The sequence below is a fragment of the Streptomyces sp. NPDC088745 genome, assembly GCF_044751045.1.
GTDB lineage: Bacteria > Actinomycetota > Actinomycetes > Streptomycetales > Streptomycetaceae > Streptomyces > Streptomyces cremeus.
Genome location: NZ_JBIVLB010000006.1, coordinates 391,584 through 405,917, shown reverse-complemented (window position 1 = coordinate 405,917; position 14,334 = coordinate 391,584). Strand labels below are relative to the sequence as shown.

Here is a 14,334-nt window from a genome sequence, read left to right as displayed (position 1 = left end):
AGCGGTCCGCGGGTTCCGCTGCCGGGCGACCGCATCCTGGTCGTCTTCGGCCTCGCGTTTGTGGGACGGATTCTGAGCGGGTTGCCACCGGAGCGCGGTCGACGGCCCGCCGGATTGTTTTACAACAGGTGCGGAAATTTATCCGGGTCAGAGCCGGAAAGAAATTTTCGACACGGACGTGAAATCCGCGCGCAGGCCATCGGCCCGTGTGCCCCATTCTGTGAAATACGACTCCGTGATGGCTTCCGCGACGATCGGATGCAGATCCTCCGTCGCCCCGGCCTCCTGGAGATCCAGGATCTGCTTCATGCAGGTGGGTGAGATGTCCGTGGTGATCTGCCGCTCGCGGCCGTCGTCCGAGCTGCCCGTGCGGGTGAATCCGAAGGAGGCCGTCACCTCCACCGTCATCCCCCTGGAGGGGGACGCCTGAGTGCGCGCCTGCAGTCTGACCTGCGGTTGCCACTCGGATTCGGCCACTTCCACGAGGGCGGCCCAGAGACGCTTCTGCGGCTTCGTCAGCTTCCCGGCGAGGTAGCTGCTCCAGCGTCCGCCGCAAGGCGCCCAGGCGCCCCGCCACGGCTGCGGCGGGCCCACCCCCGCACTTGTGGAGGAGTTTCATACGTGCCTTTGCCGATTTCGGTGCGGGCCGGATGAAGAGCTTCCTGTGGGGTCCCGAATCGTGTGTCCTCGTCCGCGTGGCGATGTCCACCTGATGTCCATTTGGGCATGGCGACGGGATCCATGCCTCCAGTGCTGATACTTCGCCTCTTCGTGTACGGGACCCTTCCGGCTGCCATCGGTGCGTACGGACCGGGGCAGGCCCCAGCGGCCCACGGCCGTCCGGGCCGCCTGGCACAACGCGGGTGGGGGTCCGACGGGGACAGCGGAGCCGGCGACACCTCACCCGGGGGCGCCCGGCCGGACGCCCCAGAGGTTTTGGCGATCAGCGGTCCGGGCGATCCCGGCGGATCACCGGATCACTTGGCCTTCAAGTCACTCTTGATCATGGACACCGCGGAAGCCAGGATGCCGATGGCCCTCTGCACCTCGCGGATGCCCTCGTTGGTCCGGGGCTCGTCCTTCTGGTCGACCCCGGCGACACACGCGTTGCTTCCGTGCTCGAAGTCGGTAAGGGCTTCCGCCCAGAAACCCTTGGCCTTCTCGCTCGGAGGGGTACCGTACTTCTTCGCCTCGGTCACCGCTGCCAGCAGCTCCTGACAAGCGGTGCGCTTGTCGTCCATCACCTGCATGCTCGGCGTGTTGACGTGGCTCGAGCTGTCGGACAGCGCCTTGACCCTGTCGTCACCCCCCGAAGACCACCAGTCCTCCAACTCCTCGGCCGGGGTCGAGGAGCAGCCGACGAGCAGCACTCCGGTGGTGACGGCAGCGGTGGCGACAGTGAGCAAGCGGACGCCGAAACGCATGGAACCCCCTATGTTCGAATCCCATTGATGTTGCCAGGAACCACCTTGCCGGGCAGGGCCAACGCACGAACTGGCCACCGCAAGCGCTCCCGCTGCCCAGCGGCGGCCTCCTCCGGCCGACGAGGCCTTCTCGACGACATCGACGCGACCCGAACCACTTTCTCCGCGGCGTCCACAGCTTCTGCTGCCGGTACTTCGCCTATGGCGGGTGAGGAAGGGCGCGCTCGTCATCTGGTCAGTCAGTCGTAGCTATTCCTCTTACGCGAGCGATCCCTCACCAACGACGAACCCGATCCCTCACCAGCCAACGAACATGCGGCTCTGCAGCGGACCGTCCTCGTCTTCGGCGCCGGCTTCTTCGACCCGGGCGAGCAGCGCGCGGTCGGCCGGTCCAGCCCTCTGAGAGCAGAGCTCGCGTCGGGAGCGCCGAGGACGCAGCTCCCACGGGACAGAGTCCAGGCCCTGGCGGCGCCCGGTCCTCTGTGGATACGCGAGCGGGCCTCGGACCAGGTGGGTCCTGGTCTCGGGGTTGACGTGGCAGGTGACCGGGTCCGGGTGCGGCCATACGTCTGAGCGCTGTGCAGGGCCCGCCTCGGGGTGGACACCGGGCCTGCCAGCGCCGCCGTCCAACTCGACGAAGGAGGTACCCCCTGTTCGAACTCAGCGCAGCGGAGTTGAGAGCTTGGGGGCGGGGCAGCCTCAGGTCGCTGCTGTACCGGCGGGCGCTGCGCGAAGCTGTCGCCATAGCGCTGGTAGTACGCGGCGGCGCGCCGTTGACCGCCCTTGCACCCACGTATGCGCAGGTGCAGGCCCTTGTCGACGGACCCGGCGTCACGTGCCGGTGAGCTTGTCGAGGTCGGGGGCGTAGACGGTCATCCAGTGCGGGTTCAGCCGGTAGTAGACGACCTCGCGGTTCCAGTCGAAGGCTTCGTCGCCGTAGAAGTCTTTCAAGTAGGCGAGGAGTTCCTGCCAGTCGGCCGTGGACTCGGCGTCCTCGGGGTTCAGCTCCTCCACCGTGCCGTGGGTGAACACGCCAAGGTCTTCGCCGCGCATGTGCGCGACGCTGGCGGCGGGACGGGCCGCGAGATGACGGGCCTTGGCGGCGTTGCGCGCCGTACCGAAGTGCCACCGGCCGTGCAGGAAGTGCCCGTCGGCGCCGCTGATTCGCGGTTCGCCCTTTGCGGTCACCGTGGAGAGGGCGAGCGTGCACATGCCGGTGAGGACGCCGGTGAGCTGCGCCGCCGTGGTGGTGCGGCCCTCGACGATCGAGCGGAGGTGGGCGGTCGAGCTGGAGAGGGAGGAGTCGAGGAGGGACTGGAGCTTGTCGAGTTCTTCTGGGGTTTCGCGCATACGTCCATCGTCAGTCGTAAATCCGACACCCTCTGTCGTCATTGATGAAGCAGCGGTGAGATTGCTCCGTGCGGGTTGCGCTCGGTGCTGCGTGGAGGGCAACAGCGACCCACAGTCCGCTGTCCTCCCAAGCGGTGTCCTGATCGGCCGGAACCGCCTCGGCTGTCGTGAACACCTCGGCCTCGGAGTCCGCAGCCAGCCACCGCACGAACACCCGCTTCTCCGGCAGGAAGCACGTTGTCTGCCACCCTCCAAGAGCCTGTTCGGAAGTCAGAGCCGGGGCCCCCGGCCAACCACTCAAACTTCGGTGGCAATCGCTCAAAGTCCGATGACACAGGACAGCGGCGGGCGGCGAGTGCGTTGTCGAGGGTCTCGCCGATCTGGTCGTACAGCGGGGTGAGGGCGTCGGCCGCCTCGATGGCGGACAGGTACGCCGGGGGGGCGACTTCGAGCATCAGCTTCCCGAGCTGGTGGGTGCGGGCGGCGAGTTCGTCGACAATGCGGCGTGATTCGGTGAGCGCGGGATCCGCCGGCGGTTCGGCGGGTGGCGGAGGCGGCGCGGTGCGGACGTCGTGGACGGCCTGGCGGACTACGGCGCACACCGTGGGTTCGTCGAGGAGCTGGAGGGCGCTGTCGGCGGGTGATCAAAGGTCCGTGACGGTGTCCGTACGGTCGGAGACGGCGATCAGGGCCCGTTGGGAGAGGGCCGTAGTCGAGTGCGGCCGCGGTGGCCGGGGCGCTGTTTCGCGTACGGGACGGATCGGGGCCGGCGGCGATGGCGTCGTGGATCGTGGCCAGGGCATGGGCGACGTGGAGGAGGCGGTATGCCTGGGCGTGGGAGATGCCGAACTCCGCGCGGGAGTACGACTCTCAGCTGCTGTGCCCCAGGGGGAGCCATGCCTTGGCGACGGGCGCGGCGCGGACTCGGGCGGCGCGGACCGCCGGACGTCGTTGATCGCCTCGCTCAGCCCCCGCGTTGCGCCGCGGCCGGCTCCAGCACTTCGAGCGCTTCGGCCACCTTGCGCGCCGTCGCAGCAGCTGTGGCGGACGAAGGGCATGTGACGTGTTTCCACGTTGTCGGGCTCAGCACCCGCAGATGTCGAGCCGGCGATCTGCCATGGGTTCGCGGATACGTGTGGTGACCGGTCATCGGCCCTGCGGCTGGGAGGCGCCCTGGTCCTTGTCCGTGAAGTTCCTCCACCTCCATGAGGCCGGTCGGCTGCTCGCATCTCACCGAAGACGGCCAACAGACCACCGAACAGTGGGAGTCGCTCGGTAGGGCGGTCCATCGGGGCGGCTCCCCACACGGGGCACGGTCCGAAGAGGACAAGTCCGCGATAGGCAGATGCTCGGCGAACAGGTGGGAGGCGTACAAAGGGGCGAACGGCATGGTGATTCCTCCTGGGTCACGTCGAGGAGGGGGGCGGCCGATCCGCCGCCAGGCACACGGTCGCCGCGGCGGGGGTCGGCTTCGGCTCCTGGCTGTGGACGGTAATGCCCAGGAGCCGGTGGGTGCTGGTGGTTCTCGGCCGCCACGGCGGCAAGAGCCGGCGCGAGCTCCGGCCCGACACCCAGGACCAGGGCCTCATCACAGTCACTCATGCGGGGAGGCAGAGGAGAGAAGCATTGCTCGGCCGCCTTCGGATTCCCCGACGACAACGAGCAGTGTTTGATCAGTGCCCAATTCTGCGTGGAAGCGGTCACGAGGTCGCGGCGGACCGCTCCCGCAGTGGAAGGCCGGCCCGGTGCAGGCTCCTGAGCGCCTGACCGTACGAGGCGATGAGCGACGTCTCCAGGTACGCCACGCCGAGGCTCTCGCAGTACCGGCGGACCACCAGCTGTGCCCTGCGCAGGTTCGGCGAGGGCATGCTGGGGAACAGGTGGTGCTCGATCTGGTAGTTCAGCCCGCCGAGCGCCACGTCGGTGAACCAGTTGCCGCGCACGTTGCGCGAGGTCAGGACCTGGCGACGCAGGAAGTCCGGCCTGTCGTCACCGGTGAGCGTCGGCATGCCCTTGTGGTTCGGGGCGAAGATGGCCCCCAGGTAGACGCCGAACAGGCACTGGTGCACGACGAGGAAGAGCAGCGCCTTCCCCGGCGGGAGCACGAGGAACAGCGCCCCGAGGTAAGCCACGAAGTGCGTGACCAGCAGCGTGCCTTCAGTCCTGCGCTGCTTCAGCGAGCGGTCCGCCAGCGCCCGGATGCCCGCGACGTGCAGGTTGAAGCCTTCGAGGGTGAGCAGCGGGAAGAAGAGGTACGCCTGCACCCTGCCGAGCAGGCGGGGCACCCGGCCGGTCGCCGCCCTTGCCTGGGTCTGGCTCCAGACCAGGATGTCGGGGGCCACGTCCGGGTCGAGTTCCTCGTGGTTGGGGTTCGCGTGGTGGCGGCTGTGCTTGTCCTGCCACCAGCCGTACCCCATGCCGATGCCGACGTTGGCGGCCAGGCGTCCGAGCAGTGCGCTCGACGTGCTGCGACGGAAGACCTGGCGGTGGCCGACGTCATGTGCGACCAGCGCGACCTGTCCGAAGACCACGGCGAGGAAGGCGCCGACGGCGAGGGTCCACCAGCTGTCGCCGACGGCGACGAAGGCCAGCCAGCCAACCGCGTACGCGACGGCCACCAGGGCCATGCGCACGCCGTAGTAGAAGGGCCGTCGGCGCATCAGCCCGGCGTCCCTGATCTGGTGGGCGAGGCGTGCGAAGTCACTTCCGGTGCGGCGTTCGACGGGGGCGGTGTCTTGAACGATGGACATGATGTCTCGATTCCCGGCACCGGCCCGGTTCCGTATGCGCAGGGAAATCGACTGCGTGCGTGGGGCGCCGGGGCGGGACGGTCGAAGAAGTGGGGGGACCTGTCATGCCGAGGGCCAGGGCATCTTCCATCGACATTACACAGGCCCGCATAAGCACAGCGTTCTCACAGTCTCCGGGCCCCTTCAGCAAGCCCCAGTGCCGTCGGAACTCGTACACATCCCGGTCGGCCCGCGACTGCTTGCCGCCTCCCGAAGCGGTGTCGAAGTGCTGCCCGTTCTCGTGAACAGAGCCAGCAGCACCGGTAGCACCAGGTAAACCGGATCGTTCTGGTGCAGCAGAACGTCCGCGAGGACGACCGGCGTGCAGCAGGTGGCCGTGCGGCGCCGGCCGGGCCGGGACACTGCCCGTGCAGCACCCTTGTGCTACGCGGCCCATGCAAATGATGCGCTGCCCCTGCGACATCACCGTGCTGCAATCCGGCGCCCACCGCCAGGACCATGAGCAGCACGTCACCGTCGGCGGTCACCGCCCCGCTGCCCATCGAGGAGCAGCCCGCTGGAGACCACGGTGAGCAGCACGATCAGGAGCAGCGCCACCCCGTTGGCGCAGGCCCTCGCCTCGCACCTCACACCCTTACAGCGCGATGCGCCCACCTGAGGAAACGGGCTGTGAGCCGCCCAGGAGCAACTGGGATCGTCGGGTTACAGGATGTGGCGGATAGTGTCCTCTGCCATCGCACTTGGACGGCTTGTCACGGAAGTCGGATTGCCAAGGGCGGCCCGTCGCGGGAGATCGACCTCGCCCACGGCTCCGGTGGCGTAGGCACCGGCGCGCCCTTCGTCCGTCAAACCGCCGGAACCCTACGAGGCCGGGGCGTGCGGGTGGGCCGCGGCCCGGTGCTGGAAGGCGAGAATCTCCGGATTGCGCACCACGCCGTCGCGGATCTCGATCGCCTTTCTGATCGTGGCGTCAGCCTCCCACGCCTCGGGGCCCTCGAGGACCCTGCGCAAGTACGGCAGCACGGCCTCACTGATCTCCCAGGTGGCCGAATCCCACAGGAGCGACGGGCTGTGGTCGACGGCGTAGTAGTGGCAGCCGTCACCGACGAGGTACATCGGCGCGTCGAAGGTGGTCGGACGTGCCCATTCGAAGCCCATGCCCCTGTCGCACGACACGTCCACGAAGTACGTCCCCGGCCGGAAGAGGTCCAGCTCCTTCTCGGTGACGAACATCAGCGGCGTGCCGGTGTCCTGCCGTATGCAGTTGACGACGATGTCGAATCCGGCCAGGTACTCGGCGAGCGGCACCGGCCCGGCGGGGGTCAGGGCCTGGAGCCGGGACGGGTCGTCCGGCCGCTCCCGGAAGTGGCTCATCACCACGGACGACATCGGCGACGCGACCGCCACGGCGTCGCGCTGGGTGAGCACCGTGACGTCGGAGACGCCCATGGCGCCCAGGCCAGTCACCGCTCCGCGCGCCGTCGCGCCGAAACTGATGACCACCGCCCGCAGGCGCCGGCCGTAACTGCCCGTCGCACCACCGAGTTGCAGGGCGTGCAGGACGGAGCTGTAACCGGCCAGTTCGTTGTTCTTGTGGAAGACGTGCACGCTGAAGGCACCTGCCGCGGTCCAGTGGTTCATGGCCTCCCAGGCGATCATGGTCAGTCGTCGGTCGATGCCCATCTGGGTCAGCGCCGCGTCCTGCACGCAGTGCGGCCACCCCCACAGCACCTGGCCCGTGCGCATCGCCGCGACGTCCTCGTGCATCGGCTTGGGCAGCAGTAGTACGTCGCTGTCGGCCAGCAGTTGCTCGCGGGAACGCAGGCCGCCCACGAAGGGGCGCAGCGCCGCGTCGTCGAGGCCGAAACGCAGGCCGTAGCCCTGTTCGAGGAAGACGTGTGCGCGCACGTCGGGGTCGATGCGGTCCAGCTGGCGCGGATGCAGCGGCAGGCGGAACTCGTTCTCCTTGTGGCGGGAGGACAGCACGCCGAGGGTCATGAGGCTCACGCGTCGCGCCCCGTCGGGCCCGGCGTGTGCCCGTCCTGCGTGGGGCCGTCCGGCGTCCGGTCGGCCGGGGCGGGGTCGCCTTGCGTCCGGTCGGCCCGCGTCTGCTCGGCCTGCCGACGTACGCGCCCGGCCTCGTACCGGCGTACGCGCTCGGCCAGGGGCGGCCGGGGCTCGTCCAGACCGGCGGCGGACCCACTGGACATCCGGGCGCACACGCCCCGGCAGGCCAGGGCGGGCCCGTCGTGACCGTGGGCGACCACGACGGCGTCCGCGGTCGCCGCGGTGCGGTAGTCGGTGCCGCAGATGACGCAGGCCAGGCCGTGAAGCATCTCTTCGGTCGGCGCCGGACGTCCGCTGCGACGGCTGGAGATGGAGGATTGCGAGTACATCGGTCCCACGTCCTCGGGGGCCGGCGGGTCCCCGGGCTCGGCGTTCTCCGAGAGCGATGCCGAAAAGGGTGACGGCATGCGGTGTACGCCCGGTACTGCCACCGTACTCCGATGTGCGACGGGTCCGAACACCCGGCCCGGCAACGGCGATGAGGAGCCGCCTGGCACAGGGCTGGAAAAGCACCCCTGTGCCCTCGGGAGCCATGCGCCCGGGCCGGCCACGGCAGCCTCTCGTACGGGCCTGACGGACGGACGCGGTCCGGCGGACCGTCCGGCGGACCTGCCCCACCCTCTGGGGCGCCCCGGCCCCGCCCCTCGGGCGCCGCTGCCCTCCTCCCCAGCCGCCCGGCCGCGCGGACTCCGCCGTCTGCCGTCGCGGAGGCGGGCAGACCGATGCCGGGACGCCCACCCGGCCGGGACGCCCACCCGGCCGGCGCGGCTCACGCCGGGCAGCTCAGCGCCGCCGACACCAGAGTGCGGACGCCACGAGCGCCGGCCCGCCCGGCACCGCTTTCCAGAGCTGGCAGTCGAGACGTTTCGCCTCTGTGCTGTGTGTCGCTGACCAGCGGTGACCGGCGGCCTGTCGGTCATCCGTCGGCGATCTGCCCGAGGAGTCGGTGATCTGTCGGCGATCTGTCCGTGCGCACAGGCACATTGGAGCCCGTCCGCGCCGCCGATCGTCCGCCCGGCGGCCACGATCGTCCGAATCCGACAGGGAAGCCCCGATGACCACTGCCCCCACCCCGACCACCGACGTCACCATCATCGGCGCCGGGCTCGGCGGCCTCACGCTCGCCCGCGTCCTGCACCTCCACGGCATACCGGCCACGGTCTACGAGGCGGAGCCGTCACCCACCTCGCGGGCGCAGGGCGGAATGCTCGACATCCACGACTACAACGGCCAACTGGCCCTCGAAGCAGCCCGGCTGACGGACGAGTTCCGCGGCCTTGTCCTGGAGGGGCGCCAGGCCATGCGGTTCCTGGACCCCAACGGCACCGTCCTGCTCGACAAGGCCGACGACCCAACCGGCGGACGCCCGGAGATCCAGCGGGGCGACCTGCGGCAGATCCTGCTCGACTCGCTCCCGGCCGGCACCGTCCGGTGGGGCCGCAAGGTCACCGCCGCCCGTACCCTGCGCCGGGGCCACCACGAGGTGACGTTCGCCGACGGCAGCACCGTCGTGGCACGCCTGCTGGTCGGCGCGGACGGCGCGTGGTCCCGGGTGCGGCCGCTGGTCTCCGCCGCCACCCCCCAGTACATCGGCAAATCGGTCGTCGAGACCTACCTGTTCGACGCCGCCACCCGGCATCCGGCCGCCGCGAAGACGGTCGGCGGCGGATCGATGATCGCGCTCCAGCCGGGCCGGGAGATCTTCGCCCACCGGGAGAAGGGAGACACCCTGCACGTGTACATCGGGCTGCACGAACCGCAGGAATGGTTCGACACCGTCGACTTCACCGATGCCGCCGCGGCTGCCGGACGCATCGCCGCGGAGTTCGACGGCTGGGCGCCGGAGCTCACCGGACTTATCACCGAAAGCGACCTCGGGCCGTTCCTGCGCCCGCTGTACGCGCTGCCCGACCAGCACCGGTGGGAGCGGGTGCCGGGAGTGACCCTGCTCGGCGACGCCGCCCACCTCACGGCCCCCAACGGCGAGGGCGCCAACCTGGCGATGCTCGACGGCGCCGACCTCGCCCTCGCCCTCGCCACACACCGCGACGACCCGGAAACCGCCCTGCGGACATACGAACAGACCCTGTTCCCCCGCAGCGCCGAGGCCGCCGCGATGGAGGCCGGCGAAGGACTCGACCTCGACGGCCTCCGGCCGGACGGCAGCACCGGACTCGGTACCGGCTGACGGCACGGCCCCGGCGGCAGGCACCGCGCAACAGCCCCTGCCCTCCCAGGCGTGCCCGCGTGCTCGGCGAGCGCCCGGCAGACGCTCGCCACCGAGGAGGTCCGTCCCCTGCGCTTGCCGGTACAGGCACGCGGTGATGCGTTCCAGAGCTGCAGGAAGAGGGGTGTGATCAGAGATACCGCCTCAGCCAGTCGGGCATGCCCGGGTCGTCAAGTTCCCAGGACTGAGGGCGGCGTCCCCGCCGAGAAGATCCGCAGAGGGCTCGGGAAGTGGGAACCCCTCCTCGACAACGTGTGACTGAGCGCTTCGGCTTGCCAGGCATCCCCACGCGCGGATGCTCAGTTCGCCAACTCGACCGCTCATCCGGCAAGTGAAGTGCTCAGTCACCACAGGGACGCGGCGCTCGTGGCAGGCGCCTGGCCTACAGCTCGATGTCGAGCCGCTCCACGTCGGTGAACTCCACGCCCAGGCCGTGCGCGCGGCTGTTGTTGGCCCGGAAGTACATCCGGGCCAGGCCGTCGGCGGCGATCTGCCGGAGCTGGTCCTCGTTCTGGCCCTGCTCCCGTGCGGTGAACAGCTTGTCGGCGTACTCGGGCGGCAGGGCCTGGGTGATGTCCCGGATCCGGGCGTCGTCGGTCGTGCCGTCGGCGGCTTCGAAGCCGAAGCGGGCGCGGGTGGAGACGACCAGCCCGTCCGTGGACGCCGCCTTCTTCCTCGCCTTCGCGCGGATCTGCGGCTGCCACCTCTTCTTCACCTCGCGCTCCAGACGGCCGCGCAGGTCCTGGCGGGGCCGCTTGAGCTTGCCCGTCACGTACCGCTCCACGGTGCGCTGGGAGACCCCGAGCACCTGGGCGGCGGCCCTGGTGCCCTTGAGCTGCTTGACGAGGTACTTCATCTGCGCCTGGGCGCTCTGCGGGACGCGGCGGGTGAACGCCCCCTCCAGCGCGCGGTCCAGGCTGTCCCCGAGCAAGTCCACCACGGCCTACTCCCCTTCTCCGGCGCTCTGGTCGGTCTTGATGAGGTTGGAGATGTTGAAGACGCCGCGCTCCTCGAACTGGGCTTCCGCCCACAGGACGGTCTGCGTGCCCTGGTGCTTGACCATCCCGGGCGAGACCCCGAGCCGGAACGTGCCCGGCGCCGGCTTGCCCTCGGGCGTGGTCGGCAGAACGTCCAGCGGGGACGGCCCCGGCGAGGGATAGACGATCGCGTCGGTGCCGATCGCGACCGGGTACAGGTCGGCGGCGGCCGCCGTCTTCATCAGCTTGCGGTGCAGGCCGGTCCGCTGGCTCGCCAGCACGGCGGCCCGGATGTCCGGGCGCCACGTCCACCGGTCCAGCGCCGGGTAGGGCTCGTAGTACGGCACCTGGCCCCGGGACCGCTGGCGCAGCTTGCCGATCGCGCCCTTCGCCGTCGCCTTGATCGCGGTCTCCAGCAGCGCCATCGTCGGGTCGACCTGCTTGCGCCGCGCCATCGCGTCGAGGAACTCCTCGCCCTGGAGGTCGGTGGTGACGCCCATGTCGGCCATCGTCTCCACGTACGCGTCGCGCAGCCGCTTGTACCAGGAGTCCAGGTAGCGGCCGGTCTTCGTGCGCACGTACGCCTCGACCGGTGCGACGTCGAAGCCGAGCTCCACCGCGTAGGCGACCGTCGGGGTGGCGTACCAGGCCGGGCCCTCGGGGTGGTCCCCCTTCGGCGTGAACGGGGAGGGCAGCCGGGAGCCGTCGACCGTGCGGCCGTTGACCCGGGCGCGGGAGAGGTCGACGTGGGAGAGGTCGACCAGCCACGAGCCGGGCAGCGCCGGATCGAACCTCGGGTTGTTCTCCAGATGGGTCGGCCCGTTCAGCCCGACCACGAGGCCGTTCGCGGCCGCGGCGAACGACATGTTGATGTCGATGACGACCAGGTACGGGTTGGCGCACTCCTCATCGGTCAGCGGACGGCACCAGTCGTACGGCTCCTCCATCAGCATCTCTGCCGGGGTGCGCAGGTGGTGCCGGGCGAACCGGCCCTTGAGGATCGGGTGTTCGTCGGGGACCTCGCACGGCACGACGTCGTACTTGGCGGTGATCGCGTCGTCGTTGAACGCGGGCTTGAACTCGCCGGTGGCCGGGTCCTTCTCGGCGCGGGTCGGCGGGCGCAGCGCGGTCATCAGCTCCAGGCCGGTCGTCGCGGTGCTGCCGCGCGGCGTGATCACCCGGGCCGCGTACAGACCGAGGTACTGGACGAGGTCGGCCGGGTGCATCGTCGGCAGCCGCGGGTCGTCGCGCTTGTCCCACTCGCGGGGGTCCAACGCGTTCCAGGGCAGGACGCACAGCTGGACGCAGCGGCGCCGGGAGCCCTCGGGGTCGCGGTAGACGCGGGCCCACGGGCCGAAGCCGCGCCGGCTCATCTTGAGCCCGGCCCGTTCGATCTGCTTGACCACCTTGTGGCCGGACGGGAGCCGGCCCGCGTGCCGCTCCTGCTCCGACAGGGCGACCGGCAGGCCGTAGCGCTCCAGCGCGGACGCGGTGAGGACGAGGATCGGATCGGCGTCGCGGCCGTTGCGGTGCAGCCGGGCCTGCCCGAGCCGGGCCTCGCTCAGTGTCCAGTCGACCAGTGCCGCAATGCTCTTGGCGGGTACGTCCAGGGCCAGGCCCCCGACGCAGTACGCGGACACCTGCCCGTCCTGGCAGTCGATGACCGCGAGCGGGCCGTTCTCGAAGCGCGGGTCGACGGCGGCCGCCGACGCCGTGGTCTTCTTCGCCGCCGCCTTCTTCGCACCCGGGCGTCGTGACGGCGGGGCGGGCCTGGTGGTGGTGCTCGCCTCCTCCTTCGGGCGGGACGGCGGGGCGGCGGCCGCCGGGGCGGGTTCCGGTGCCGGACCGGTGAACGCCTCCGGGGCCACGGGGGCCGGGGCGGCGGCGGGAACGTCGGACGCCGGGGCGGGGAAGCGGGCGGCGAGGCCCTCCAGCAGCCGGGCGTACGCGGCGCGCTTCGGCGGCCGCGGTTCGGTCCGCCCGGTCTCCCAGTTCCCGACCGCCTCGCGGCGGGCGTCCAACGCCGTAGCGATCTGAGCCTGGCTCAGACCCGCAGCCTCCCGCAGGCGCTTGCGCTCCGCAGGCTCTGGCAGGTCGTCCTGCGCGACCTGCTCCAGCAGCGCGTCGACGGCGCTGAACAGCTCGTTCTCAGTGGACACAGAGGTCACCTCCGACAGGCACCATACTCCAATCGCGCGTGAATCGAACACTGGATCGCACGTAAATCGCACACCTGGTGAGGTTGTCATACGGGGGGCGGGCAAGGCGTGCAACAGACTGTTTTCGCAGGGCGGTTGAAACAGGAGGAGAAACAGGGAGTGCGTTTCACCGAGGCCGCGTAGTCAGGCCGTGCCGTAATCCGCCAAGTGCGGGGTTGGGAACGCCAGTTCTGTGGGTGGGCGAGCCGGAGCCCGGGGTGGGAGGGGGCCGGTGGCATCGGCTCGGCCTGCGCTCCGGAGCCCACGCGTGTGAGTGCTTCCGCGGACGAACTGACGGGCAGCTACTCGCCGCCTTCCCGGACGTGCCCGTCATCGTGGCCGGGGACCTCAACGTCATCGAGCGCGGCCACCAGCCCCCGCACAAGGTGTTCGGCGACCGGGAGTACGACTTCCACAACTCGTTCCGGGCCGTCGGCCTCACCGACGCCTTCACCCCGATGCAGTCGCCCCCTCCTGTTCGGGTGCAGCGGCAGCGGCTTCCGCCCCGATCACCTCTTCGTCTCCACACCCCACGCCGAGCGCGTCCTGGCCTGCGACTACCACCAGGAAGCCCGCGAAGCGGGGCTGACCGACCACGCGGTCATGACGCTGCGCCTCGCGGTTTCCCAGCCCCCGGCACCGGCTTCGTGAGGCGCGCGAACACGGCCGCCACAGCGGGTCCGCCAGCTCCGCCGAGGGCCGTGGCCGCGGCGTTCCGGCCACCGGGCCGCGTGGGCGTCACCCCGCGTCGGCCTCTCGGGAGCGTGCCGCGTACGGGTCGAGTCGGTGTGCGCGGTGGCGGTGGAGGACCAGGGGGCGGGCGTCCGCGTCGTGGAACGCCTCGGTGGGACTGCCCACCAGGAGGGTGTGGTCGCCCACCTCTATGGACCGTTCGACGGTGCAGGTGAACACGGCGGACGTGTGGGCCAGCACGGGCTGGCCGTCACGAACGGTGTGCGTGACGCCGTCGAAGCGTCGTAGGGGGTCTCCCTGGGCGAACCGGCGGTAGAGCTCCCGCTGTCGCCATGAGACGACGTTGACGGCGAAGCCGCCGGTGCGCAGGGCATGGAGCAGGGTGCGGCTGGTGGCCGCGAGCGACACCAGCAGGGAGGGCGGTTGGGCGGACAGCGAGATGACGGAGTTGACGGTGCAGCCCAGCGGGCCGTCCGGACCCTGGGTCGTGATGATGCTGACGCCGCTGGGGAGGTGGGTCATGGCGGCGCAGAAGGCGTCACGGTCGGCGCGCTGCCCCTGCTGGGGGCGGCTGCCGGAGGTCGATGACAAGGGCGTGGCAGTGGGGGTGGGAAGACCCATGGTGGCTCCTGGGAAAGTGAGTGTCGA

The 14,334-nt window shown here is 70.4% G+C and carries 11 protein-coding genes; 1 reads left to right on the top strand and 10 read right to left on the bottom strand.

Annotated features, from left to right (window positions below):
* Positions 1–147: 147 nt before the first annotated feature.
* The 7 genes from tpg (ACIP93_RS19220) to ACIP93_RS19190 form a co-directional block, all read right to left on the bottom strand.
* Entirely contained in the window at positions 148–477 is a 330-nt protein-coding gene (gene tpg / locus ACIP93_RS19220) for a telomere-protecting terminal protein Tpg (protein ID WP_401760479.1), read from the bottom strand.
* 500 nt (positions 478–977) lie between these two features.
* A complete protein-coding gene (locus ACIP93_RS19215; protein WP_401760476.1) occupies positions 978–1,424 on the bottom strand; it encodes a hypothetical protein in 447 nt (148 codons plus the stop codon).
* An 831-nt stretch (positions 1,425–2,255) separates the two neighbouring features.
* Positions 2,256–2,774, bottom strand: a complete 519-nt coding sequence (locus ACIP93_RS19210; RefSeq protein ID WP_401760473.1) for a pyridoxamine 5'-phosphate oxidase family protein — start codon at positions 2,772–2,774, stop codon at positions 2,256–2,258.
* Positions 2,775–2,784: 10 nt separating this feature from the next.
* Complete coding sequence (locus ACIP93_RS19205; protein ID WP_401760629.1) at positions 2,785–3,075, bottom strand: Imm21 family immunity protein; 291 nt, start codon at positions 3,073–3,075, stop codon at positions 2,785–2,787.
* A gap of 1,399 nt (positions 3,076–4,474) precedes the next feature.
* Positions 4,475–5,524, bottom strand: coding sequence for a fatty acid desaturase family protein (locus tag ACIP93_RS19200; protein ID WP_401760470.1), 1,050 nt, complete (start codon positions 5,522–5,524; stop codon positions 4,475–4,477).
* Positions 5,525–6,385: 861 nt separating this feature from the next.
* Positions 6,386–7,531 carry a N(5)-(carboxyethyl)ornithine synthase gene (locus ACIP93_RS19195; protein ID WP_401760467.1) on the bottom strand — a complete coding sequence of 382 codons (1,146 nt, stop codon included), beginning with the start codon at positions 7,529–7,531 and terminating at the stop codon, positions 6,386–6,388.
* On the bottom strand, positions 7,528–7,920 hold the full coding sequence (locus ACIP93_RS19190; RefSeq protein WP_345219752.1) for a hypothetical protein: 393 nt from the start codon (positions 7,918–7,920) through the stop codon (positions 7,528–7,530). The genes ACIP93_RS19195 and ACIP93_RS19190 overlap by 4 nt, the downstream gene beginning before the upstream one ends.
* A gap of 725 nt (positions 7,921–8,645) precedes the next feature.
* Here ACIP93_RS19190 and ACIP93_RS19185 point away from each other — a divergent pair.
* Positions 8,646–9,779, top strand: coding sequence for an FAD-dependent oxidoreductase (locus tag ACIP93_RS19185; RefSeq protein WP_401760463.1), 1,134 nt, complete (start codon positions 8,646–8,648; stop codon positions 9,777–9,779).
* A 421-nt stretch (positions 9,780–10,200) separates the two neighbouring features.
* Here ACIP93_RS19185 and tpg (ACIP93_RS19180) read toward each other — a convergent pair whose 3' ends face one another.
* The 3 genes from tpg (ACIP93_RS19180) to ACIP93_RS19170 all read right to left on the bottom strand — a co-directional run bounded on the left by tpg (ACIP93_RS19180) (position 10,201) and on the right by ACIP93_RS19170 (position 14,307).
* The gene (gene tpg, locus ACIP93_RS19180) at positions 10,201–10,758 is read right to left on the bottom strand and encodes a telomere-protecting terminal protein Tpg (protein ID WP_401760460.1); all 558 of its coding nucleotides are present in this window, start codon (positions 10,756–10,758) and stop codon (positions 10,201–10,203) included.
* Positions 10,759–10,761: 3 nt separating this feature from the next.
* Positions 10,762–12,954, bottom strand: a complete 2,193-nt coding sequence (tap, locus tag ACIP93_RS19175) for a telomere-associated protein Tap (RefSeq protein WP_401760457.1) — start codon at positions 12,952–12,954, stop codon at positions 10,762–10,764.
* A gap of 777 nt (positions 12,955–13,731) precedes the next feature.
* A complete protein-coding gene (locus ACIP93_RS19170) occupies positions 13,732–14,307 on the bottom strand; it encodes a flavin reductase family protein (RefSeq protein ID WP_401760454.1) in 576 nt (191 codons plus the stop codon).
* Positions 14,308–14,334 lie beyond the last annotated feature (27 nt).

Bases quoted from the DNA above. Each gene is read 5' to 3' on its own strand.
- ACIP93_RS19170 (WP_401760454.1), bottom strand. From the start codon at position 14,307: ATGGGTCTTCCCACCCCCACTGCCACGCCCTTGTCATCGACCTCCGGC.
- ACIP93_RS19210 (WP_401760473.1), bottom strand. From the start codon at position 2,774: ATGCGCGAAACCCCAGAAGAACTCGACAAGCTCCAGTCCCTCCTCGAC.
- ACIP93_RS19215 (WP_401760476.1), bottom strand. From the start codon at position 1,424: ATGCGTTTCGGCGTCCGCTTGCTCACTGTCGCCACCGCTGCCGTCACC.
- ACIP93_RS19200 (WP_401760470.1), bottom strand. From the start codon at position 5,524: ATGTCCATCGTTCAAGACACCGCCCCCGTCGAACGCCGCACCGGAAGT.
- ACIP93_RS19185 (WP_401760463.1), top strand. From the start codon at position 8,646: ATGACCACTGCCCCCACCCCGACCACCGACGTCACCATCATCGGCGCC.
- ACIP93_RS19190 (WP_345219752.1), bottom strand. From the start codon at position 7,920: ATGTACTCGCAATCCTCCATCTCCAGCCGTCGCAGCGGACGTCCGGCG.